Origin of the sequence: Klebsiella sp. 10, from assembly GCF_018223925.1 — a bacterium.
GTDB classification, from domain to species: domain Bacteria; phylum Pseudomonadota; class Gammaproteobacteria; order Enterobacterales; family Enterobacteriaceae; genus Klebsiella; species Klebsiella pneumoniae.
Map to the genome: position 1 here is coordinate 372,488 of NZ_JAGRRB010000014.1, position 22,827 is coordinate 395,314.

Annotated in this window: 27 protein-coding genes, 1 other RNA gene and 1 pseudogene; 12 read left to right on the forward strand and 17 right to left on the reverse strand. The window is 53.9% G+C overall.

Annotated features, from left to right (window positions below):
* Positions 1–32: 32 nt before the first annotated feature.
* The 7 genes and pseudogenes from KHQ26_RS26090 to KHQ26_RS17640 all read right to left on the reverse strand — a co-directional run bounded on the left by KHQ26_RS26090 (position 33) and on the right by KHQ26_RS17640 (position 4,724).
* Positions 33–620 (reverse strand): hypothetical protein, encoded by a 588-nt coding sequence (locus KHQ26_RS26090; protein WP_225520107.1) that lies wholly within the window; start codon positions 618–620, stop codon positions 33–35.
* Positions 621–1,017: 397 nt separating this feature from the next.
* Entirely contained in the window at positions 1,018–3,351 is a 2,334-nt protein-coding gene (locus KHQ26_RS17620) for a primase-helicase zinc-binding domain-containing protein (protein ID WP_032417515.1), read from the reverse strand.
* 11 nt (positions 3,352–3,362) lie between these two features.
* The gene (locus KHQ26_RS17625; protein WP_004185276.1) at positions 3,363–3,683 is read right to left on the reverse strand and encodes a DUF5375 domain-containing protein; all 321 of its coding nucleotides are present in this window, start codon (positions 3,681–3,683) and stop codon (positions 3,363–3,365) included.
* Positions 3,680–3,907, reverse strand: a complete 228-nt coding sequence (locus KHQ26_RS17630) for a hypothetical protein (RefSeq protein ID WP_032417514.1) — start codon at positions 3,905–3,907, stop codon at positions 3,680–3,682. Before KHQ26_RS17630 ends, KHQ26_RS17625 begins: the two co-directional genes overlap by 4 nt.
* Positions 3,904–4,098: a host cell division inhibitor Icd-like protein gene (locus KHQ26_RS26180; RefSeq protein WP_032417704.1), complete on the reverse strand. Its 195-nt coding sequence runs from the start codon at positions 4,096–4,098 to the stop codon at positions 3,904–3,906. The genes KHQ26_RS17630 and KHQ26_RS26180 overlap by 4 nt, the downstream gene beginning before the upstream one ends.
* Positions 4,099–4,122: 24 nt before the next feature.
* Positions 4,123–4,461, reverse strand: a pseudogene (locus tag KHQ26_RS26185) (ash family protein); the annotation flags it as partial.
* Positions 4,458–4,724, reverse strand: a complete 267-nt coding sequence (locus tag KHQ26_RS17640) for a helix-turn-helix transcriptional regulator (protein ID WP_211777929.1) — start codon at positions 4,722–4,724, stop codon at positions 4,458–4,460. The gene KHQ26_RS17640 and the pseudogene KHQ26_RS26185, both read right to left, overlap by 4 nt.
* Before the next feature lie 541 nt (positions 4,725–5,265).
* Between KHQ26_RS17640 and KHQ26_RS17645 the strand changes: the two genes are divergently transcribed.
* From KHQ26_RS17645 to KHQ26_RS17655, 3 genes are read left to right on the forward strand one after another with little or no spacing between them, the layout of a single operon-like run.
* Positions 5,266–6,003: a glycoprotein 3 gene (locus KHQ26_RS17645; protein ID WP_065242373.1), complete on the forward strand. Its 738-nt coding sequence runs from the start codon at positions 5,266–5,268 to the stop codon at positions 6,001–6,003.
* Positions 6,000–6,245, forward strand: a complete 246-nt coding sequence (locus KHQ26_RS17650) for an ogr/Delta-like zinc finger family protein (RefSeq protein WP_004136116.1) — start codon at positions 6,000–6,002, stop codon at positions 6,243–6,245. The genes KHQ26_RS17645 and KHQ26_RS17650 overlap by 4 nt, the downstream gene beginning before the upstream one ends.
* Before the next feature lie 17 nt (positions 6,246–6,262).
* A complete protein-coding gene (locus KHQ26_RS17655; protein WP_032417510.1) occupies positions 6,263–6,829 on the forward strand; it encodes a phage polarity suppression protein in 567 nt (188 codons plus the stop codon).
* A 633-nt stretch (positions 6,830–7,462) separates the two neighbouring features.
* Here KHQ26_RS17655 and KHQ26_RS17660 read toward each other — a convergent pair.
* The 5 genes from KHQ26_RS17660 to smpB form a co-directional block, all read right to left on the reverse strand.
* Positions 7,463–8,035 carry a hypothetical protein gene (locus KHQ26_RS17660; protein WP_072032620.1) on the reverse strand — a complete coding sequence of 191 codons (573 nt, stop codon included), beginning with the start codon at positions 8,033–8,035 and terminating at the stop codon, positions 7,463–7,465.
* A gap of 7 nt (positions 8,036–8,042) precedes the next feature.
* Entirely contained in the window at positions 8,043–9,065 is a 1,023-nt protein-coding gene (locus KHQ26_RS17665) for a hypothetical protein (RefSeq protein ID WP_032417508.1), read from the reverse strand.
* On the reverse strand, positions 9,052–10,284 hold the full coding sequence (locus tag KHQ26_RS17670) for an integrase domain-containing protein (RefSeq protein ID WP_032417507.1): 1,233 nt from the start codon (positions 10,282–10,284) through the stop codon (positions 9,052–9,054). Before KHQ26_RS17670 ends, KHQ26_RS17665 begins: the two co-directional genes overlap by 14 nt.
* A 184-nt stretch (positions 10,285–10,468) precedes the next feature.
* Positions 10,469–10,831: a transfer-messenger RNA gene (gene ssrA, locus KHQ26_RS17675) on the reverse strand.
* A gap of 144 nt (positions 10,832–10,975) precedes the next feature.
* Entirely contained in the window at positions 10,976–11,458 is a 483-nt protein-coding gene (gene smpB / locus KHQ26_RS17680; RefSeq protein WP_002914164.1) for an SsrA-binding protein SmpB, read from the reverse strand.
* A 149-nt stretch (positions 11,459–11,607) separates the two neighbouring features.
* Here smpB and KHQ26_RS17685 point away from each other — a divergent pair, with 149 nt between their 5' ends.
* Positions 11,608–12,045, forward strand: a complete 438-nt coding sequence (locus tag KHQ26_RS17685; protein WP_004145683.1) for a type II toxin-antitoxin system RatA family toxin — start codon at positions 11,608–11,610, stop codon at positions 12,043–12,045.
* Positions 12,035–12,325 (forward strand): RnfH family protein, encoded by a 291-nt coding sequence (locus KHQ26_RS17690; protein WP_004145682.1) that lies wholly within the window; start codon positions 12,035–12,037, stop codon positions 12,323–12,325. The genes KHQ26_RS17685 and KHQ26_RS17690 overlap by 11 nt, the downstream gene beginning before the upstream one ends.
* 65 nt (positions 12,326–12,390) lie before the next feature.
* Here KHQ26_RS17690 and bamE read toward each other — a convergent pair whose 3' ends face one another.
* The 3 genes from bamE to nadK all read right to left on the reverse strand — a co-directional run bounded on the left by bamE (position 12,391) and on the right by nadK (position 15,506).
* Positions 12,391–12,732: an outer membrane protein assembly factor BamE gene (gene bamE, locus KHQ26_RS17695; protein WP_002914160.1), complete on the reverse strand. Its 342-nt coding sequence runs from the start codon at positions 12,730–12,732 to the stop codon at positions 12,391–12,393.
* A 147-nt stretch (positions 12,733–12,879) separates the two neighbouring features.
* The gene (gene recN, locus KHQ26_RS17700; RefSeq protein WP_004174799.1) at positions 12,880–14,541 is read right to left on the reverse strand and encodes a DNA repair protein RecN; all 1,662 of its coding nucleotides are present in this window, start codon (positions 14,539–14,541) and stop codon (positions 12,880–12,882) included.
* 86 nt (positions 14,542–14,627) lie between these two features.
* Complete coding sequence (nadK, locus tag KHQ26_RS17705) at positions 14,628–15,506, reverse strand: NAD(+) kinase (RefSeq protein ID WP_002914158.1); 879 nt, start codon at positions 15,504–15,506, stop codon at positions 14,628–14,630.
* 124 nt (positions 15,507–15,630) lie between these two features.
* Between nadK and grpE the strand changes: the two genes are divergently transcribed.
* The gene (gene grpE, locus KHQ26_RS17710) at positions 15,631–16,221 is read left to right on the forward strand and encodes a nucleotide exchange factor GrpE (protein WP_004174800.1); all 591 of its coding nucleotides are present in this window, start codon (positions 15,631–15,633) and stop codon (positions 16,219–16,221) included.
* A gap of 119 nt (positions 16,222–16,340) precedes the next feature.
* Here the strand turns inward: grpE and KHQ26_RS17715 are convergent, their stop codons facing one another.
* Positions 16,341–17,627 carry an HlyC/CorC family transporter gene (locus KHQ26_RS17715; protein ID WP_004174801.1) on the reverse strand — a complete coding sequence of 429 codons (1,287 nt, stop codon included), beginning with the start codon at positions 17,625–17,627 and terminating at the stop codon, positions 16,341–16,343.
* Between the two features lie 19 nt (positions 17,628–17,646).
* Entirely contained in the window at positions 17,647–18,438 is a 792-nt protein-coding gene (locus tag KHQ26_RS17720; RefSeq protein ID WP_002914153.1) for a cytochrome C assembly family protein, read from the reverse strand.
* Between the two features lie 163 nt (positions 18,439–18,601).
* Here KHQ26_RS17720 and ffh point away from each other — a divergent pair, with 163 nt between their 5' ends.
* The 6 genes from ffh to KHQ26_RS17750 all read left to right on the forward strand — a co-directional run bounded on the left by ffh (position 18,602) and on the right by KHQ26_RS17750 (position 22,805).
* Complete coding sequence (ffh, locus tag KHQ26_RS17725) at positions 18,602–19,966, forward strand: signal recognition particle protein (protein ID WP_002914152.1); 1,365 nt, start codon at positions 18,602–18,604, stop codon at positions 19,964–19,966.
* 259 nt (positions 19,967–20,225) lie between these two features.
* Positions 20,226–20,474 (forward strand): 30S ribosomal protein S16, encoded by a 249-nt coding sequence (gene rpsP / locus KHQ26_RS17730; protein WP_002914149.1) that lies wholly within the window; start codon positions 20,226–20,228, stop codon positions 20,472–20,474.
* A gap of 18 nt (positions 20,475–20,492) precedes the next feature.
* Positions 20,493–21,041: a ribosome maturation factor RimM gene (gene rimM, locus KHQ26_RS17735; RefSeq protein ID WP_004150977.1), complete on the forward strand. Its 549-nt coding sequence runs from the start codon at positions 20,493–20,495 to the stop codon at positions 21,039–21,041.
* A 31-nt stretch (positions 21,042–21,072) separates the two neighbouring features.
* Positions 21,073–21,840 carry a tRNA (guanosine(37)-N1)-methyltransferase TrmD gene (gene trmD, locus KHQ26_RS17740; protein WP_002914147.1) on the forward strand — a complete coding sequence of 256 codons (768 nt, stop codon included), beginning with the start codon at positions 21,073–21,075 and terminating at the stop codon, positions 21,838–21,840.
* A 39-nt stretch (positions 21,841–21,879) separates the two neighbouring features.
* The gene (gene rplS, locus KHQ26_RS17745; protein ID WP_002914145.1) at positions 21,880–22,227 is read left to right on the forward strand and encodes a 50S ribosomal protein L19; all 348 of its coding nucleotides are present in this window, start codon (positions 21,880–21,882) and stop codon (positions 22,225–22,227) included.
* Between the two features lie 119 nt (positions 22,228–22,346).
* The gene (locus KHQ26_RS17750) at positions 22,347–22,805 is read left to right on the forward strand and encodes a DUF2946 domain-containing protein (RefSeq protein ID WP_004174802.1); all 459 of its coding nucleotides are present in this window, start codon (positions 22,347–22,349) and stop codon (positions 22,803–22,805) included.
* Positions 22,806–22,827 lie beyond the last annotated feature (22 nt).

Genomic DNA, 22,827 nt, shown 5'->3' on the forward strand with positions numbered 1-22,827 from the left:
GACTAATGCCGCATTCAGTTGCTTGTCTGTTGCTATGATTTGTCAGGCCCAATAAAAACTGCTTTTGAATATTCATCAGCAATGCTTTTAAATTCTTTTAGTAGCCAGAGTGACCCGTCAAAAGTCAGTATTGGGTAATGAGCAGTACATTCAAAAAAATCTTCTTCCAAAAGTTCTATACACTTCTCTTTATAAACATCATTATCTATTAGTCCATTGCTGTGCACCACCGCATTGCGCAGATCCTTCACTAAATCAACTACCTTTCTTCTATTTCGCCAGTCTTTGATAGTTATATTTTGCTTATTAAATACTGTGTTAATCAAAGCACTTAATTCTCCTGGCTTTTTAGACTTCTCATTTTTCACGTAGTGCTCGAATTCTTCATGAAAAAAACCCTCAAGCAATGAGTATGACATGACGATTGCTGTATCACTAATTGCAATTCTTGCAATCATGTCATTAGTAGCACTGAAAGATCCACATGGATGGTTTGTGACTTCTTTAAAGTTCTTGATCATGTTCGAGATAATCATCTCAATACCTTGAAAAGGTCTTGTTCCAGTCATGAATGTCCAATAGGCATAATCCAAATGCTGGTCTGGCTTAATTTGTTCCATAAATAAGACTCGAATTATATTTTAGTTTCGGAGTTTTTTACTTAACTATAGAAGACATACAATAGTTATGTCTAGTTCGCACTAATAGTGTATGAGCTTGTAGCTAGGAAGGCAAATTAGTTATTGCTATGTTTAGACACGTCTCAAATTTTTGATTTCATTCTTCGGTGAGTACAGAAGAAAAATGATCGAATTACCGCTTTGGAGCTGAGCAGTCTGATAACATTTGAGGGTGAAAAGTTTTTTCTGGGAAAACTGTTCACACTGTTCACTTGGTGTTTTTATTGTTTAATTTCATTATGTTATCTGGTGAACACTCAGTGAACAGTGAACACTTTACTGTTCACTCTGGCCGGTGAGCAGGCAAAAAAAGACCGGCAATGCCGGTCCGGGTAGGTTATGTTGCGGTGGGTTCATCGCACTTCGGCAGCCAGTCGGCGTTGCTTTCCTCCCTGAGGGCGAGATTGGTCTGCATCCCCTGATTTGTGCGGCGCTTCTCGTAATTCAGTCCGTACTCTTTCAGCATGGTTGAGAGTCCCTTGCCGAACATGGTCAGACTGAGCGCGTTCCTGTAGCCGTGGGCCTCCATGTAGACCAGATAGGCGTGATACAGATACAGGCGCGGCTGGCGCGGGATAATGTTCGCGTTCCCCATATACATCCCGTCCGGCTCCGGCAGCGCCTCCAGATAGCCGCAAAAATCAAACGTCGGGTCAGCGTCTCGTTTGATGCTCAGCGCCTCGTCGGAGTTCTGCTGCGACTGTAGCAGGGCGCGGGCGCTCATCGGGTCGCTGAACTGCTGCATTAACTGGCGGACAATCACGGCCAGCTCGCGGGCGATTTTATCCCTGAGCTGCGGGTCGCGCTCCTCCGGGGCTATCTGCTCCGGGAAGTGGATGATTACCCGGCGACGTGACACGCCGCCGCTGCGGTCGGTGAAGCGCATCGGGTTATTATTCACGGCCAGAATGACCGCCGGAATGTGCGTCGAGTAGGGATTCTGGTATTTCGGGTCAACGGAGACCGCATCGCCGCCGGTAATGGCCTTAAGTCCGGCACCGTCACCGCTCCATTTCTCCTGGTCTGGCAGACGAATAAGTGAGAAGCCTATCAGGGAGGCGCGCTTGCGCGGGTCTTCCAGCGTGTCGATATCGGCTGACGTGGCGTTATCCTCTCCGGCCAGCATCGTGGCGATTTCGGCGAGAATACTTTTCCCGCTGCCGCCGGGGCCGGTGACTTCGAGAAAGAGCTGCCAGTCGTAGCGGTTCGCCAGCACCATAAACAGCGCGGCCAGAATCACGTTACGTTTTGTCGGGTTGCCACTGGCCGCCCGGTCGAGCCAGCGCCAGAAGTTCGGCGCATGGGTCTCCAGCGTTTCGCCCTCCACCGGCGGGGTAAAATCCACGTCGCACAGGGTGCGCAGCCAGTGCGATTTGCTGTGCGGGCTGAACAGGCCGCTTTGGGTATCGAGTACCCCGTTGCGAAAACCAATCAGACGGCGTGCCGGTGCCTCCTGCTGCGGAATAATCAGTTTCAGGGTATCCACCACCGAGGCAATTCTCCCCGACGAGAACGGGGCGCGCAGGCGCTGAAACAGTCCGGCCACATCGCGGGCAAAATCAGACGGCGTTATCACCTTCCAGATGCCGTTTTCATAGCGGGACAGGAGCTGGCCGTTCGCATCGACGGCCAGCGCTTCGCCGTAATGCTCATGCACCCGCATTGCCTTATCGCTGGCGCTCATGGCGGTAAATTCCGCCTCGCTCATGGTGTCGAAGGGGCTTTGTGCCGCTGGCCGGATGGTGGCATAAATGGCTTTCCGTGTGGCGTCCTCCCCCTTCAGCATCATCGCATCATTCCAGTCACCGAACACCGGCGGCAGGGCGACAACGCCCTCACAGGCTGCTGCGGCTGCAGCGGCTTTAGTCTGGCCGGTGCCGTTCAGGTCACGGTCGGCGGCGAGGATAATCTGACAGGCCGGGTGTTTCTGATGGGCCAGGCTCGCCAGAGAAAGAAGGTTCACGGACGACAGCGCCACCATAACGGTTTCGCCGGTCAGGTGATGCACGGTAAGGGCCGTCGCATAGCCCTCCGCTATCCACAGGCGTTTCCCGGCCTGTTTTTTCCCTTCGATAGTGTGGCTCGCTCCTTTTACCGCGCCGCCTTTCAGGGTGCGCTTGTGCCCCTCAGCATTAATAAGCTGGAGGTTAACCAGCGTGCCGGACTCGTCATACAGCGGCACCACCACATCACCGGCGCGGTAGGCCACGCCGCCGGTTTTGTGCGACGTGGTCAGCGTCAGACACTCACGACCGGCAAAGCCCTTGCGGGTCAGGTAGGCGTTGCCGGTGGCCGGGCGGGTTTTCTCCATGAGTTTTACGGCCAGCGCGGCCGCCGCTTTGCGGTCGGCCTCCGTTCCGGCGTCTGCGACCGCCATCACCTCCGGGGCCACCGGCGGCAGATTGCCGGTGACGGCGTTCACCTTCCCGGCAGCCTCGGATGCCGATATGCCGAACACCTTCTCAACCAGTTTCAGGCCGTCACCGGCGCCGCACTGGTTACAGAACCATGTGCCGCGCCCCTCTTTATCGTCAAAGCGGAACCGGTCAGCCCCGCCGCACACCGGGCAGGCCTGATGGCGGTTTTTTATCACTTTCATTCCCAGCGCCGGGAGAATGCGCGGCCAGTGGCCGCACGCCTGTTTTACGGTGTCCGTTACGTTCATTTTCATGGTTTTCTCCCTCAGTGCAGTACAGGCGATGTGATATGGCGGGCGCAGAGCTCATCCATCACGGCGAGCCCGAGGAAGGACAGCGACGGGGCGGCTTTCAGCGGCCCGGCCTGCATCAAATCTTCCAGCAGCGCACAGGCAATCAGACGGCCTTTTTCCTCGCCGTGCTGGCGCAGGTAGAAGCCCTCCAGCTCGGCGGCGATGGCACTTTCCAGCGCGTCGAGGGTGAGGTGGGGATAGCGGTGCTGACGTTCGCACAGGGTCAGCCAGGCACAGGCGACAGCGCGGCGATACAGGGCGGCACGCAATACGGGCGGCAGAGGCGTTTTCATACGTTACCCTCCCCGGTCAGCCAGCGCTGGTTGCAGCGCTCGACCACGCCGTCGAGCTGGGCGGTCATCAGGTAAATCACGGAGGTAAGCTGCGACTGTTGCGCCGGGTCGCGGCGAATGGTAGTGCAGTCCTGCTCCTGCATCATCGCGCTGACAAAGTGGCCGACGTTGCGCAGGTGCTCAAGGCATTCGAGTTCTTTAATGCTGAGGGTGGTATGTTTCATGCGTGCACCTCCGCCACCGGCAGACGCCCGGCAAACGAGAGGACGTAATCGCGAACGAGGGAAAGGCGTGCGGCGTGTTCATCCCCGGCGACGGCGCGGAGCATACAGATGCGGAGCTGACGGTCTGCGCGACGAACGGCGGCAAATACAAAGACAAACTGCGGGTGTGACGGGGTGAGGGTCGTAGCCATAGCGGCAACCTCCTGTGAATAGCGGTTATTGCCACCACCGGAGTTCCTACGCTCATGGGTGGTGACCCGGACGGGGGTAGGAATACCGGCTCCACAGAATACCGGCCAGCCCGAAAGCTGCCCCGCCCGGACCACCATTATCTTGCCGGAGCTGCGGTGTGCGCATAAACACCACAGCCCGAAAAATGGGTGTGCCTGAGCTACGACGTAAAAAAAGACGCATGGCGCGTCTGTTGTCGCCTGTGAATTACACGGGTTCCTACGCCCGGCTGCCGATTTTGCGACAGCGAGAAAACTATACCTGGAAACGACGAAGGGAAGCAAGCCAGAAAAAGGGGCTTTTTGCGGAACGGGCATCATCATGCGTCATAGCCCCGGTTGCGTTCGGCGATACGGTCGGCCATCCACCCGGTGATTTCCGACTGCGCCCACGCCACGTTTTTCCCGCTGAGGGAGATTTGTTTCGGGAAAGCCTCGCGGCTGATGAGGTCGTAAATCGTGGAGCGGGACAGCCCGCACAGGTGCATCACTTCGGGCAGGCGGATAAAACGCTCCTGAACGGCGTCAGAGACCGGCATCAGCGGCGCGGCAGGGGCAGAAGACGGGGAAGAAAAAGCGGTGTGCATCGGGCTACCTCATAAAGTCCATACAGTGCCGGTCGTGTCCGTCCGGCCTCGGGTAGCTCTCTATTTTGTGAATATTTTCTCTGAGGGCAACAAGTCATTTTGTAGTGGCCCACCACACAACAGAACGATTTTTAGACAGTGGCAAACGTTGGCCATCTTTTGGTAAACGTTGGCAAACTGGTGGCCCATTCCTGATTACTTTTACTTATATATTATTGGTTTTTAATCGCAAAAAAGACTAAATGAGCAGGGCTTCGTCAAAACAGAAAGGTGAACAGTAGTGAACAGTCGGTGAACACTTATACCCTCAACTGTTCACCACTTAACTTACTGTATTACTTATCTTTTTATTTAAAGTGAACAGTAGTGAACAGTTATATGTAAAAAAACAAACGGTGAGTATGCTTTTCCTGAGACCTTTCTCTGGCAAGCCGGGTTTTAACGTCCTGTTTGTGCCAGTACTGCCACAACCGCAACAGGTCGTGTTGTTGTGTGTGCCCCGGCAGAATCACCTCATGTTGAAACCACGAGGAAACCTGCCATGACCGACACCCCCTTTATCCCTGATTACCTGAAACCGGCGCTGGAGCGACTGGCCGCCGCCAGAGCGGCCCATCTTGAACAGGCCCGCCGGATGGAGGACACCCTGACGGCCATCACCCGCGCAGAGGAGCAGAAAGCGGCGCTGGAGCAGGACAACGGCAGCGATACCCGCACCTGGCGCGCTGCTTTCCGTGCCGGGGGTGCCATGCTGACCGATGAGCTGAAAAGCGGCCATATCGAACGCGTGGCCCGCCGGGAGCTGGCGCAGGAATGTGACAACCTGACCGAAGTGCTGGCCTTTGAACGCGACCAGTTGAAAGTCGCCTGCAACAGCACCGCGCGGGCATTCCGCCAGGCGCATCATGCCGTACTGTCTGAATATGCGAAGGAAGAGCTCGACCGGGCGCTGAACGACACCCTCGGGCCACTGGTCCGGGCGATGGTGCTGAAAGCGGATGTGATGGCAAACCCGCTCGCCAACACCATCGGCCATCAGGGCTACACCGAGCCGGAGAAAGAGGTCATGCATCAGGTGGTGACCTTCCTGACCAGGAAAGTGAGCGACTTCTCCGTCACGCCAGCGGATGAGCCGGTGCTCTCCCTGACCGGCTTCCCGGCCGTCGCGCTTCCGCACATGGACCACGACGCCGCCAGCACACCTGGCCAGCTAAAAGTCTGGCAGGAGAAAATCCGTCAACGCGAGGCTGACCTGAAAGCGCGGGGGCTGCTGCCATGATGCACTGTCCGTTCTGCAAAAAGTCGGCGCATGCCCGCACCTCCCGCTATCTGTCGGAGAACGTCAAACAGCGCTATCACCAGTGCACCAATATTGAGTGCTCGGCGACGTTCCGCACCACTGAAGCCATCGACGAGGTTATCCGGCCCCCGGCGGAGAAAACGCCGCCTGTCGCGGAGCCGGTCACACCCCCGGCACCCCGTAAAGTTCAGGGCTGCTACAGCTCGCCATACCGTCATTAATCAGGGGAGAACTGACCATGACCACCCTTACTCTACAGCAGGCTTTTGAGGCCTGTCAGAAGAACGAAACCGCCTGGCTGAACTGTAAAGCCGAACTGGCGGCCGCAGAGCAGGAATACCGGGAACAGGTGCTGGCCGGGGATGACCGTATACCGGGCAGAATGCAGAAATTACGCGACATTATCGATGTCAAAAAATGGGAGATAAATCAGGCCGCCGGGCGCTATATCCGCTCCCATGAAGCGGTACAGCGCATCAGTATCCGCAACCGGCTGAATGACTTTATGCAGGCACACGGGACAGAGCTGGCCGCCACGCTTGCCCCGGAGCTGATGGGACTCAGCCAGCAACCCGCACTCCTGACCGGCCATGCGCTCGACCGTTCGGCGCATTACCTGAGGGAAGCCCTGTCCGTGTGGCTGAGTACCGGTGAAGAAATTAATTATGCGGCAGAAGACAGCGATATTTTAACGGCCATCGGATTCAGGCCTGACGCGGCTTCGCGGGTGGATAATCAGGAAAAATACACCCCCGCACAGAGCCTGATTTATGCACGCCGGCGCGCGGAACTGGCCGGCAGGTAGCCCCGCAAAAAATCCCCGAAAATACCGCTATTTTTCCCGAATTAAGCCATGCATCCACAGGGTGCATGGTTTTGCATGCACTTTCCCGTCCCGTCACTCCCTTCGCAGCCCTGCCCCGGCACGGCCTGAGCCTGCCCATGCACCTGCATGAAAACCGACCCACGAAGCGGGCAGGCGAGGCGGGGAAAGCACTGCGCGCCAGCGGTAAAGTATTTATTTAATGATATTTAATTTCGCGGCCTGAGCGCGTCCCTGCGCTGCGCGGGTTCACGGTAGTGTCAGTGGATGGTGCGGTGCTGTTCGAGAGCGTGGTGAGCCTCTGAGGCGGTCAGGTGAAGTGCAAGAAAAGACCACCAGAAGGATGAGGGAAATGAGGCACTTTTGGTGTTAAGGGCGTAATTTTAGAAGCCTCTCAGTTCCTGTCATGAATTCAACTGATGTATTCTGTCCTGTAATAGCTTGAAGCAGACAGGCGGAACGGGGAGATCATTGCGCGCCAAGTATTAAGTTAATTTATTCTTCGTGCCACGAGGTTGTATATCGAATTGGGGAAGGTAGGGATAAGTAATAATTCATGAAATTATGTGGGCGCAAATGATGGAACGCCCACACCATTCTTCAAAGAATTTAAAATCAGTTGTTGAGGTGAATTCTATCTCCGAGGTAGTAAAGGCCAAAAAAAGTGGTCACTAACAACTGCCAAAGAATTAATAGGAAAATAAATGAATAAATAGCTAAGCAATAAGTGTTTGTTGTTGCTGATATAAGAGGGGATGCAAAGGTATGCAACATAATAAGAACTATGCTTTCTGCTGTGAGAAAAGAAAATAACATGCAAAGAAATAATCTGCGTGTCATGTCTTCTTTTGTTCGGTATGGTTTTCCATTCTCTTTTACCCCTTTTACATAAATGTATGGAGTGCCATTATCGCTAATTAAAGGGTCATCTATTTGCTTCCTGTTAAATGTTGCGATGGCGGCTAATGCTGCGATGTAAAACCCCGGAAGTATAGAAATGAATGATATGGTATTTTTAAAAAAACCATCATTACTTAAAGAAAGGGATGGCGTGGTTAGGCCGTAAAAGTAACCCATTGATAATAAAGATAAAAACAATGGAATTAACCAGTCATAGATAAACTTTCCATTGACGCCTTTTATGCTTAGATATCCAAAAGGTCTAAATAATTGGTGTATTATGTACATTGTAACCTCATAAAATACTATGGAGTTTAATTGTAATTTCTGAGTCTATCTTATCATATGAGTTGCTTAGGCGCGAACTGAAGCCATCAATTACACTTCTTTTGATAAAGGTTTTTTCAAGTGACTCTAGTTTTATATTATTGGTGTGCATTGTTACAGTTCGCGTTTTACTATTGTCATCATAATATTTAACTCTGATATCTTTGTAATTACCATTTGTCTTTTTATTGAAATGTCCACCAATATCTTTTAGCCAGGCTATTACATTTTTAGATTGCTCTACTGGCTTGATTTTCATGGTACTTTCAATTGGAATTACAACTCCATTCATATCAGGAACATTGATTGTTCCAGTGTCATACCTTATCAGTGTTACCTCCGACAAGCCGCCACTGTTCATCTTATTGAATAACTCTATGTCTAATGTCCCACGTAATTCGGCTACAGGTTTGTATAAGACTTTTTTAGTTTTACCTGTAGATGTGTCAGTGGCATTGGTTTTGGCATTAATCGAGAATTTTTCTGTGTTAGCTCGTGAAATCTGGAATAATATCTTGTTAAAAAACAATTCTATTAAATTTGTTGATATTTTTGGTGCGCGGCTTATTACTGCCTTGTAGGTTCTTTTTTGGCCGGAAAGAGAAATCAATATGTGAGAGGAGAACTCATAGCCTTCTCCATCCTTATGATCTGGTTCTATTTTTCTTCTTGTTTGTCGTTTTGGATTCCTCAGCACCGTAGTTGAGCCATTCCTATCTGTTGCATTGAATAAGAGGCACAGATGTGTTGGGTTACTACTCCCCTGAGGATAATACTCAGCATCTTGTAGGGTAAGAACAAGGGTATTGGATAAATATGCGTATGAGAAATCTTTTTGAGCAATGATTAAAGGTGCAAGCTCAAGAAGTTCAGGTATTGGACAATTACAAGTGTCTTTATCAACATCATCTAGCTTTTGAGTTCTAAGTGCTGTATCTAAAACAAATTCGTGATGAGTAACATCACGAAAATACGCATCAAGAGATGACATCTATTTTCCTTAATAATTTATTGTTTATCTTTTCGTTCTGGCAGTATAGTCCCCACCAATCCATCAATACAACACGTTGGGGTAAGTATACCGAACGATTATATGCCTTTCTAACTTCATTTTTATCACTGTGAGCTAACGCTGCTTCTATGACGTCAGAGTTTAATCCTGCTTCATTCATAGTAGTACTTGCTATTGAACGCAAACCATGAGCAACAAGTTTACCGCCAAACCCAATCCTTTTAAGAGCTGCGTTAGCCGTCTGACTATTCATAGGCTGCTTTGGATCATTTCTGCTAGGAAAAACATGTTCCCGATGAAGGCTTATAGGCTTCATTACCTCCAAAACCTCTAATGCTTGAGGAGATAGAGGGACTATATGCTCCCGCTTCGCCTTCATCCGCTGGGCTGGAATAGTCCAGAGCTTTGCATCGAGATCGATCTCTGCCCATCGAGCACCTGAGGCCTCAGAAGGGCGCACAAGTGTCAGGAGTTGCCATTCAATGAGGCAGCGAGTCGAAACAGACAGATTTGACATAACTAAAGAACGCATCAGCTTCGGTAATTCTTCTGGCCGCAGTGTCGGCATGTTTTGTTTTTTGGGCTTCTCAAAGGCCATCCCAACACCTGATGCTGGATTGGCATCAATCAAACCAGTGTTTACGGCATAAATCATTATCTCGTTAATGCGCTGCACCAGTCGACGTACAGTCTCAAGCGCCCCACGAGCTTTGATTGGTTCCAGCGCTTCAACTAATGTTCGGGCTTTGATTTGCTGAACGGGGATCTCACCAATGGCAGGGAATACATCTTTCTCCAGTGAACGCCAAATGTCTTTTGCGTAATCAGGGGTAACGCTTTTGCTTTTGAGCTTGAACCAGTTTGTCGCAACAGTCGAAAAAATACTGTCTAGAGCTATCTGTTGCTGTTCTTCAACAACTTCGGCCTGAACTTGGGGGTCGATACCATTAGCTAACAAGGCAAGGTAATTCGCTCTCAACCCTCGGGCATCAGCAAGCGAAAGGGCGGGGAAGGCACCGAGCCCCATCATTGTTCGCTGTTTAGTTGCCGGACGTTGATAACGGAAACGCCAGAGTTTTTTGCCACTGGTTTTCACTATCAGGAAAAGCCCGTCGCCATCATGCAGCGTTAGATCCTTCTCTAGCGCCTTAGCGCGCAGAACTTCGGTGTTGGTCAGGGGGCGTGTTGTCCGTGCCACTGTGGCCGCTCCTTCATGAATTGGTATACGCTTTTAGGTATACATCCTACCGTATACCTAAACGTATACCAATAATCACTGGATTTAGCCGGATGTTCTCGGACAACAACAGATACAAAAAAGCCCGCAGGGCTTGTGCCATGCGGGCTTTCTGTACTTCACCGGACGTATCCGGATCATTATTTGGTGGAGCTGGCGGGAGTTGAACCCGCGTCCGAAATTCCTACATCCTCGGCACTACATGCTTAGTCAGTCTTTACATTCGCTTGCCAGCTGCGGACAGACACGCCACTAACAAACTAGCCTGATTAGATTTAACGCTTCAACCCCAGGCAGGGCATCCACGCGATCTCTTTTGGGTTTGACCTCTCTTTGATCCCCGTCTTAAGAGCGGAAGCTAGGGAGAGAGGGCTCAGAGCAGGTTATTAAGCTGCTAAAGCGTAGTTTTCGTCGTTTGCGACTATTTTTTGCGGCTTTTTACGAGGCCAACCGCCCCTCGGCATGCACCTTGGGTTTCGCAAATCCCGTCGAATCCAGAATCAGCCCCAATGTGTAGGTCAAGTATAACAGATTTGTGAATGTCGTTACCAGCCCCATTACGCAGGATTGTTTCAGCAGGGTGGACGAAAAAGCAGCATCAACAAGGATATAGCGTAAGGGCCAGCGAGAGCTGGCCCTCGGGGAGGGGAAATTAACGTCCGGCGTGCTTCATAATACGCGCCTTATCCAGCGCCCATTCACGATCTTTCAGGTCGGTACGCTTGTCGTGCTGTTTCTTACCTTTGGCGACGCCGATTTTCACTTTGCACCAGGCGTTCTTCCAGTACAGCGACAGGGCGACGACGGTGTAACCTTCGCGGTTAATGCGGCCGTACAGCGTGTCGAGTTCGCGCTGGTTGAGCAGCAGCTTACGGGTGCGCGTCGGGTCGCAGACATAGTGGGTGGAAGCCACGGCCATAGGCGTAAAGTTGGCGCCGAACAGGAAGGCCTCGCCATCCTTCAGGATGACATAGCTATCGCCGATGTTGGCTTTGCCTGCACGCAGGGATTTGACCTCCCAGCCCTGCAGGGCGAGACCAGCCTCGTATTCATCTTCGATAAAGTATTCGTGACGGGCGCGTTTATTCAGCGCAATGGTGGCTGATCCAGGTTTGTGGGCTTTTTTCTTAGTCATAATGTCCTGAAGTCATCGTCTTATACACAGTTACCTCGATCGCATCCTGCGAGGTGTACTGCGCATCTTAGCACGAGTTGCGGCACAGCGTTTTTTTTAGCAGCAGATAAATGATATTATTTGCACTGTGTTTAAATGTGGAACCTGCTATGCCTCAGATTAGCCGTACTGCGCTGGTGCCTTTCAGCGCGGAACAGATGTATCAACTGGTAAACGATGTGAAGTCCTATCCTGATTTTCTGCCAGGCTGCACCGGTAGCCGCGTGCTGGAATTCGGGCCGACGCAAATGACGGCGGCGGTTGATGTGTCCAAAGCCGGCATCAGTAAGACCTTCACCACACGCAATACACTGACCAGCAACCAGAGCATTTTGATGAGCCTGGTGGATGGCCCGTTCAAGAAGCTGATTGGCGGCTGGAAGTTTATTCCGCTGAGCCCCGAGGCCTGCAAAATCGAATTCCATCTCGATTTCGAGTTTACCAATAAACTGATTGAGATGGCTTTTGGCCGGATCTTCAAAGAGCTGGCCGCTAACATGGTGCAGGCGTTCACTTCGCGCGCCAAAGAGGTTTACAGTGCCGGCTAATATTCGTGTTGAAGTCGCCTACGCGCTGCCTGAAAAGCAGTATCTGCAGCGGGTCACCCTGGACGAGGGGGCGACGGTCGAGCAGGCGATTATCGCCAGCGGTCTGCTGGCGCTGCGTGATGACATCGATCTGGCGAAAAACAAGCTGGGTATCTACAGTCGTCCGGTAAAGCTGCATGACGAAGTTCACGACGGCGACCGGGTGGAAATCTATCGTCCGCTGATCGCAGACCCGAAAGAGCTGCGTCGCCAGCGGGCAGAGAAAAGCGCCGCAAAGTAACCTGCAGCAGACCGACTATCAGCCATAAAAAAGCGCTCATCGAGCGCTTTTTGCTTTTCCGGGCCTTACTGACTGGTCAGCGCAGGCTTGTTATCAATGTTAGTCAACACACCGCCGCTGTTGAAGGTCAGGGTTAGGGTCTGCTGAGTCACTTTCTGGTGGCCCGGCTCCTGACGGAAGACATAGAACCAGGTATTGGTGCCGAACGGATCCGTCATCATTGGCGTCCCCAGAGCATAAGCTACCTGCTGTTGCGTCATACCGACACGAATTTTTGCTACATCGTTTGGTGCCAGATAGTTACCCTGGTTGATGTCAGGACGGTAAACCACTCGTTCCAGAGTGGAACAGCCTGCGGTCAACATAAGAAGAACCGCTGCGGCAGCAGTCAGCGTTTTACAGCGCATAGTGATTTGATTCCTTTTTGGGCCCGAGCAGTACGTGGCTCATCTGTAATATGCCGATAATAATAGACCTTCGCGCCGTTGGAAACCTCCGGCTGCAGGTCAGCAGGCAATTTGCTGTTCACTATGACCCTGTGAAAATCAAAAAGTTTACGCCGCAAGCAACTCTTTCGCGTTCGCCAGGGTGTTGCGCGTGACTTCGCTGCCGCCCAGCAGACGGGCCAGCTCCTGCAAGCGAGCACGTTTATCCAGCGGCTGCATATGGGTTTCGGTCATCTCGCCATCGGTCTCTTTGCAGACAAAGAAATGATGGTGGCCGCAGCCTGCGACCTGCGGCAGGTGGGTCACGCACATCACCTGCGTGGACTCGCCCAGCTGGCGCAGCAGCTTGCCGACCACGGCGGCGGTCGGGCCGCTGATGCCGACGTCCACTTCGTCGAAGATGAGCGCCGGGGTTTCCATTTTACGCGCGGTGATCACTTGAATCGCCAGCGCAATGCGCGACAGTTCGCCGCCGGAGGCCACTTTGGCGATTGGCTGCAGCGGCTGACCGGGGTTAGTGGTGACGCGGAACTCAATATGGTCGGCGCCGTCGGCGGTGAGATGGCGTTCATCGAACGCGACCTCAATCGCGAAGACCCCGTGCGGCATCGAAAGTGAGTGCATACTTTCGGTGATAAGCTGGGTCAGCTCGTCGGCGCTGGCCTGGCGCAGGGCATGCAGCTGGCGTGCGGTCTCCAGCGCCAGCTGATGATGTTCGACCACCTGCTGGCTGAGGGATTCCAGCGAGCCGGCGCTGTCGTCCAGCAGGCGCTGCTCTTCCAGCATCGCCTGATAAACCGCCGGCAGCTCTTCCGGCATCACCTGATGTTTACGCGCCAGCGCGATTTGTCGGGAAATCCGTTGCTCAAGTTCAAACAGACGGTTCGGATCGAGATCCAGACGGTCATGGTAGTGGCGCAACTCGTCGCTGGCCTCGCTGAGCTGAATGGCCGCCTCTTCCAGCATATCCAGGACGCCGGAAAGCTTGCTGTCCATGCCCACCAGCTCGCTGACCAGCTGCTTCGCGGTATAAAGCTGGCTCTGCAGATTGGCCTCTTCGCCGTCCGCCAGTACCGTAAGGGCGTGCTGGCAGGTGCTGAGCAGCTGGCCGCTGTTGGCCAGGCGCTTGTACTCTTCGTCAATCTGCTCGAATTCTCCCGGCAGCGGGTTAAATTCGTTCAGCTCTTTAAGCTGATACTGCAGCAGATCGGCGCGGGCGGCGCGCTCCTGGCTCTGCTGCTGATGCTGGGCCAACTCGCGGCAGCTCTGGTGCCACTGGCGATAGTGCTCGGCCATACGCTGAGTAAGCGCATACTCACCGGTATAGCCGTCGAGCAGCGTTTTTTGGTGTTCGGGTTTGGTCAGCAGCTGGTGGGCATGCTGGCCGTGGATCTGGATCAGCAGCTGGCCCAGCTCGCGCAGCTGCGAGAGCGGGACGGCGGTGCCGTTGATGAAGCCGCGCGAGCGGCCGTCGGCGCTGATCACCCGGCGAAGTAAACACTCACGCCCGCTCTCCAGCTGATTCTCTTCCAGCCAGCGCTGGGCGGCAGGGGTATCTTTCAGCGCGAAGCGCGCGCACAGGTCGGCACGGGTGGCGCCGCGACGCACCATGTCGGCTTCCGCTCTGCCGCCGAGGCACAGCCCCAGCGCGTCGATGGCAATGGATTTCCCGGCGCCGGTTTCCCCGGTGATGGCGGTCATGCCGCTGTGGAAATCAATTTCCAGTTCACGAACGATAGCAAAATTACTGATGGTGAGTTGCGCCAACATAGCTGCCTTCCTGTATGAAAAACCAATACTGTGTTTTCGTACAGTATAGACTGGTTTTTTATCCAGTAAAGAGGCAGCCGTGAAAATCAGAACAATTTTTTCGACCAGCCGAGCTTGGTGCTTAATGTATTGAAATAGCTGTAATCTTTAGGGTGAATCAGATTGAGGTGATAATCACAGCGGCGAATGAGGACATCTTCGCCATCCTGGATCGGCAGGGCAATCTGGCTGTCGCAGCTGATCTCCAGATCGCTGCAGCGGTGAGAGAAGCGCAGGCGGATGGTGCTGTCGCCGTTGATCACCAGCGGTCGCGCTGAAAGGGTGTGCGGGAACATCGGCACCAGGGTGATGGCGTCCAGCGACGGCGTAAGGATTGGACCGCCGGCCGACAGCGAATAGGCGGTGGAGCCGGTCGGAGTGGAGATAATCAGGCCATCGGATCGCTGAGAGAACGCAAAGACTTCGTCGATATAGACTTCGAACTCAATCATATGCGCCACTTTGCCGGGGTGCAGCACCACTTCGTTGATGGCGGTGCTGATACGTTTCTGGCAATCCTGCTGACACACCTGGGCCTCCAGCAGAAAGCGTTTCTCGGCGATGTAGTGGCCTTCCAGCACGTCGGCGAGCTGCTGCAGGGCGTTGTCCGGGTCAAGGTCGGTGAGAAAGCCGAGGTTGCCGCGGTTAATGCCGATGACGTTAATGTCGTAACGGGCCAGGGTCCGCGCCGCGCCGAGCATATTGCCGTCGCCGCCCACCACCACCGCGAGATCGGCCTGTTGGCCAATCTCCGCCAGCGTGCCGGTTTTCACGTTGCTGAGCTGAAGTTCATGGGCGATCTGCTGTTCAACCAGCACTTCATACCCTTTGCTGCACAGCCAGCGCCAGAGCATTTCATGTGTGGTCAGGGCGGTGGGGTGACGAGGATGTCCCACAATGCCGATACACTTGAAATGGTTCTTCATGATCTGGATGTCCTTGCGTTAAATGAAATAGTGACAATCTGTCCGCTTCCCTTGAAACCCGGAAACTGATCCCCATAATAAGCGAAGTTAGCGAGATGAATGCGAAAAAAACGCGGAGAAATTCATGAGTAGTAAAGAACAGAAAACGCCTGAGGGGCAAGCCCCGGAAGAAATTATCACGGAGCAGCACGACGACGTTGAGGCGGTAGAGCCTGAAGTTTCGGCTGAGCAGGTGGATCCGCGCGATGAAAAAATTGCGAATCTGGAAGCCCAGCTGGCTGAAGCGCAGAAACGTGAACGTGAAGTGATGCTGCGTGCCAAAGCCGACGAAGATAACCTGCGTCGTCGTACCGAGCAGGATATCGAGAAAGCGCACAAATTCGCGCTGGAAAAATTCGTCAATGAACTGCTGCCGGTGATCGACAGCCTGGACCGCGCGCTGGAAGTGGCTGACAAGGCTAACCCGGAGCTGGCGCCGATGGTGGAGGGGATCGAACTGACCCTGAAATCTATGCTGGACGTAGTGCGTAAGTTCGGCGTGGAAGTGATCGCCGACACCAACGTTCCGCTGGATCCGAACGTCCACCAGGCCATTGCGATGGTCGAGTCTGAAGATGTGGCGGCGGGCAACGTGCTGGCCGTGATGCAGAAAGGTTATACCCTGAACGGCCGTACTATTCGCGCCGCGATGGTGACGGTAGCGAAAGCGAAATAACGCTTGCTGCCTTGCTCAACGGCTGCCTGCGGGCGGCCGTTTTTTGTGTCATCGCTCCCGGCGCGAGATAAAAAAACGGCGGGCCGCAGCCCACCGTGATGTTAATTCCTTCGCTCGCGCTACTCCGCGACGCTCTCGCGTAATGATTTCACCGGCATCACTTTCACCTGTTTGATCATGTTGTCCTGCACGTCGAGGATATCTATATCGTACTGCTCAATGCGCACGCGGGTGCCTGGGACCGGGATCTCTTCCAGCGCTTCGAGGATAATACCGTTGACGGTGCGCGCTTCATCTTCCGGCAGGTGCCAGTTAAACGCTTTGTTGATATCGCGAACGTTGGCGCTGCCGTCGATAATCACCGTGCCGTCGTTAAGCGGGGTCACTTCCTCCGCCAGGGTGGGTGACATGGAGGTGGTGAAGTCGCCGACAATCTCTTCAAGAATATCTTCGACGGTGACCAGCCCCTGAATATCGCCGTATTCATCGACCACCAGACCGACTTTCTTTTTATTGCGCTGAAATTTCACCAGCTGGGTGCTGAGCGGCGTGCCTTCCGGCACAAAGTAGATCTCATCTGCCGCCCGCAGCATGATCTCTTTTGTGAACTCTTTCTTCTCCGTCATCAGACGGTAGGCTTCACGAACGCGCAGCATGCTGATGGCATCGTCCAGCGAATCGCGGTAGAGCACGATGCGGCCATGCGGGGAGTGGGTCAGCTGGCGGACGATAGATTTCCAGTCATCATTGATGTCGATGCCGACAATCTCATTGCGCGGCACCATGATGTCGTTAACGCTGACCTTCTCCAGGTCCAGCACCGACAGCAGCATATCCTGATTGCGTCGTGAGATTTGTGAACGGGATTCATTCACAATCGTGCGCAGTTCATCTTTGCTCAGGGCGCTGCTGATGACGGTATCGGTGCGGATGCCCATCATGCGCATCAGTATGCGGGTGATGGTATTCAGCAGCCACACCAGCGGCATCATCAGCACCTGCAGGGGCGCCAACAGGAAGCTGCTGGGGTAGGCGACCTTTTCCGGATAGAGGGCGGCGATGGTCTTCGGCAGCACTTCGGCAAATACCAGCACCACAAAGGTAAGTACGCCGGTGGCGATCGCGACGCCGGCGTCGCCGTACAGGCGCATGCCGACGATGGTGCCCAGCGCCGAGGCGAGAATGTTGACAAGGTTATTGCCGATCAGCACAAGGCTAATCAGGCGGTCCGGCTTGCGCAGCAGCTTCTCCACGCGCTTGGCGGGGCGGTTGCCTTGTTTCGCCATGTGGCGCAACCGGTAGCGGTTCAGCGTCATCATGCCGGTTTCGGAACCGGAGAAATAGGCAGAGATAATCACCATGACGATCAGCGTTATGATCAGCGTGGTGGTGGAGATATGTTCCACGTAGGATTCCTTAAAAGACTTAGCTCACGAACTGCTGCAGCACGCGGCTACCAAAATAGGCCAGCGTCAGCAGACCGGCGCCAGCGACGCTGAACCAGACCACACGACGTCCGCGCCACCCTTCATGATAGTGCCCCCACAGCAGGACGATATAGACGAACCACGCAATAATCGACAGCACCGCTTTATCGATATTTTCGCTGCTGAACAGATTGTGCATGTAGAACAGGCCGCTGCACAGCGTCAGGGTCAGCAGCACCACGCCGACTTGGGTGATGTGGAACATTTTGCGCTCAATGCTCATCAGCGGCGGCATTTCGCTGCTGAAGGCCAGCTTTTTATTCTTGAGCTGGTAGTCGATCCACGCCAGCTGCAGCGCATACAGCGCGGCGATGATCAGCGTGGCGTACGAGAAGAGCGACAGGCCGATATGCACCAGCATCCCCGGGGTGGTTTCCAGGTGGGTGATATATTCGTTAGGCACGAATGTGGCGAAGGCCAGGTTGATCAGCGCGAAGGCATAGACGATAGGCAGCAGCAGCCAGCCGCGATTGCGCGAGGCCACGATAGTCATCACCGTACAGATCATCAGGCTGACCAGCGACCCGACGTTCAGTAAGCTGAGATTTTGCCCGCTCTCGCCGCCGGGGAATATCCGTGCTTCCAGCGCAAAAGCATGGCAGATCAAGGCGATAGTCGCAGATAAAATCGCCATTCGCCGCCAGCTGCTGTTTTTTTGCAGCAAGCCGGGGATAATCAGCGCGAGGCTGACGGAGTAGGCGACAAGGGCGAGTAGAGCAAAAACAGGCATAGGTGTCGGCTGTTGGCTAAATAAGAAAGAGAAGCAGTATAACGTTAGCAGGCCTCTGCTCCAACCGTTGCAGCACATTCAGATTGATGTCGTGTTATACTCCGCCACATTCGTTTTGTGTGTCGCTGCGGCGACCGACCGTTTCCACCTCAGGCGAGAGACAATGTTTGATAATTTAACCGATCGTTTGTCGCGTACGCTGCGCAACATTAGCGGCCGCGGACGCCTTACAGAAGACAATATTAAAGACACCCTGCGCGAAGTGCGCATGGCGCTGCTGGAAGCGGACGTTGCGCTTCCGGTGGTCCGTGATTTCATCAGCCGCGTCAAAGAGAGCGCGGTCGGCCATGAAGTCAATAAAAGCCTGACCCCGGGTCAGGAGTTCGTCAAAATCGTCCGCAACGAGCTGGTGGCGGCGATGGGCGAAGAGAACCAGACGCTCGACCTGGCCGCGCAGCCGCCGGCCGTGGTGCTAATGGCGGGCCTGCAAGGTGCTGGTAAAACCACCAGCGTCGGTAAGCTGGGGAAATTCCTGCGCGAGAAGCACAAGAAGAAAGTGCTGGTCGTTTCCGCGGACGTTTACCGCCCGGCGGCGATCAAACAGCTGGAAACCCTGGCCGAGCAGGTCGGCGTCGATTTCTTCCCGTCTGACGTCGGGCAGAAGCCGGTTGATATCGTCAACGCGGCGCTGAAAGAAGCGAAACTCAAATTCTACGACGTGCTGCTGGTGGATACCGCCGGTCGTCTGCACGTTGACGAAGCGATGATGGACGAAATCAAGCACGTCCACGCCGCCATTAACCCGGTTGAAACCCTGTTCGTCGTTGATGCGATGACCGGTCAGGATGCGGCGAATACCGCGAAGGCCTTTAACGAAGCGCTGCCGCTGACCGGCGTGGTGCTGACCAAAGTGGACGGCGACGCCCGCGGCGGCGCGGCGCTGTCGATTCGCCATATTACCGGCAAGCCGATTAAATTCCTCGGCGTCGGCGAGAAAACCGAAGCGCTGGAGCCGTTCCATCCGGACCGCGTCGCTTCCCGTATCCTCGGCATGGGCGACGTGCTGTCGCTGATCGAAGATATCGAGAGCAAGGTTGACCGCGCGCAGGCCGAGAAGCTGGCCTCCAAGCTGAAGAAAGGCGACGGTTTCGACCTCACCGACTTCCTTGAGCAGCTGCGCCAGATGAAAAACATGGGCGGCATGGCCAGCCTGATGGGCAAGCTGCCGGGCATGGGGCAGATCCCGGACAACGTGAAAGCGCAGATGGACGACAAAGTGCTGGTGCGTATGGAAGCGATCATCAACTCGATGACCCTGAAAGAGCGCGCTAAGCCGGAAATCATCAAAGGTTCGCGTAAGCGCCGTATCGCCGCCGGCTGCGGCATGCAGGTGCAGGATGTGAACCGTCTGCTCAAGCAGTTCGACGACATGCAGCGCATGATGAAGAAGATGAAGTCGAAAGGCGGCATGATGAAGATGATGCGCGGGATGAAAGGGATGATGCCGCCAGGCTTCCCGGGTCGTTAAAAACAAGGGCATAAGGCTATCTTGTTTGCCATTTTAGCGCCGGGGTGTGCTCGCCATCCTCACGTACTACCTGTACGTTACAGTGGTTGCGCACACGCTGGTACTAAACTGGCTGCACCGCCGACGGCCTTTTACAGCAGACTTATCAACTGCTGATTGCATTTTCCCCAGAAATCAGTAAAATTTTCGGGCTTTTAATATGACACCGGGCTCCGTTCCTCGATGGGGCCCGGTTGTTTTATTCACACAAGAGGATGTTATGGTAACTATTCGTTTAGCACGTCACGGCGCTAAAAAGCGTCCGTTCTACCAGGTTGTTGTCACCGACAGCCGTAATGCACGCAACGGTCGCTTCATCGAGCGCGTTGGTTTCTTCAACCCGATCGCTAACGGTGCGGAAGAAGAAACTCGCCTGGATCTGGATCGTATCGCTCACTGGGTTGGCCAGGGCGCTACTGTTTCCGATCGCGTTGCCGCGCTGATCAAAGCCGCTAACAAAGCAGCTTAATCTGTCACGGTGGTCATGATGAGCAAGCAACACACCGCGCAAGCACCTGTTGATCCGATCGTATTGGGGAAAATGGGTTCTTCCTACGGTATCCGTGGTTGGCTCAGAGTGTTTTCCTCCACCGAAGACGCCGAAAGCATTTTTGACTATCAGCCCTGGTTAATCCAGAAGGCGGGTCAGTGGCAGGTCGTTGAGCTGGAAAGCTGGCGCCACCACAATCAGGACATCATCATCAAGCTGAAAGGCGTTGACGATCGTGATGCCGCGAATCTACTGACTAATTGCGAAATTATCGTGGATTCATCGCAGTTGCCGGAGCTGGAAGAGGGTGACTACTACTGGAAAGACCTGATGGGCTGCCAGGTAGTTACGACGGAAGGCTATAGCCTCGGTAAAGTCATCGATATGATGGAAACCGGGTCGAATGACGTGCTCGTCATCAAGGCAAACCTGAAAGATGCATTTGGTATCAAGGAGCGGTTGGTTCCGTTCCTCGATGGGCAGGTTATCAAGAAAGTCGATCTCACTACGCGTACTATCGAAGTAGATTGGGATCCTGGTTTTTAAATTCTCCGGATAAACGGTAAAAGACGGCGCTATGTGGATTGGCATAATTAGCCTGTTTCCTGAAATGTTCCGCGCAATTACCGATTACGGGGTAACTGGCCGGGCAGTAAAAAATGGCCTGCTGAGCATCGAAAGCTGGAGTCCTCGCGACTTCACGCATGACCGGCACCGTACCGTGGACGATCGTCCTTACGGCGGCGGACCGGGGATGCTAATGATGGTGCAACCCTTACGGGATGCCATTCATGCAGCAAAAGCCGCGGCAGGTGAAGGCGCGAAGGTGATTTATCTGTCACCTCAGGGACGCAAGCTTGATCAAGCGGGCGTCAGCGAACTGGCAACGAATCAGAAACTGATTCTGGTGTGCGGTCGCTACGAAGGGATAGACGAGCGCGTAATCCAAACCGAAATTGACGAAGAATGGTCAATCGGCGATTACGTTCTCAGCGGTGGTGAGTTACCGGCAATGACGCTGATTGACTCCGTTTCCCGGTTCATTCCGGGAGTACTGGGCCATGAAGCATCGGCAACGGAAGATTCCTTTGCTGATGGGTTGCTGGATTGCCCCCACTATACCCGTCCTGAAGTGTTAGAGGAGATGGAAGTACCGCCAGTATTGCTGTCGGGAAACCATGCTGAGATACGTCGCTGGCGTCTGAAGCAGTCGCTGGGCCGCACCTGGCTTAGAAGACCTGAACTTCTGGAAAACCTGGCTCTGACTGAAGAGCAAGCAAAGCTGCTGGCGGAGTTCAAAACTGAACACGCGCAACAGCAGCATAAACATGATGGGCAGGCGTGAGCCCCCAATATCAGTTTACCCAGGATAAGAGATTAAATTATGAGCAACATTATTAAGCAACTTGAACAAGAACAGATGAAGCAGGACGTACCTTCCTTCCGTCCGGGTGATACCGTGGAAGTGAAAGTATGGGTTGTTGAAGGTTCCAAAAAACGTCTGCAGGCATTCGAGGGCGTGGTTATCGCTATTCGTAACCGCGGTCTGCACTCTGCATTCACTGTTCGCAAAATTTCCAACGGCGAAGGCGTTGAGCGTGTCTTCCAGACTCACTCTCCGGTAGTTGACAGCATTGCTGTTAAACGTCGTGGTGCTGTACGTAAAGCTAAACTGTACTACCTGCGTGAGCGCACTGGTAAGTCTGCTCGTATCAAAGAGCGTCTTAACTAAGATTCGCTTTCGCGACATCCTGATAGAAAGGGCTGGCCAGATGGCTGGCCCTTTTTTTATCTTTGTTGTAACCATCGTGATGTAAATCATTTACAATACGCCCTCTATACGGAGGGGCGGTGGTCAGTAACAGTTTTCAGCAAACGACACCTAAACGGCGAGCCGCCTGGCTGGCGCTGTTGGCGATCCTGCTGATCGTGGTGGCCCCCCTGATCTCCGTCTCCCTGCAAAAAGACCCCATAAGCGCCATGCCCGGCATGCACCACGCCATGATGATGGATAGCTCGTCCGCGAGCATGGCGCAGATGCCCGGGCACAAGATGGCGATGATGCACAGCACAGACGGCGCTACGCATACCGGACACGAAATGCTGCTGGACCATGCCGAAGCGTGTGGCTATTGCGTGCTGTTAGCCCATGTCCCGGGGCTCCTTTTCGCGCTGGCGCTGTTCGTCGCCATGCTCCTGCGGCGCATTCGCCTGCCGGTTTCTCGCCCGGTATTAAAGCACTGGCACTACTTTCCCTGGCTCTACCCCGAAACCCGCGCCCCGCCGCGGCTGTCTGCTTTTTCCCTTTAATAAAAATCAATCTGCGCACCGC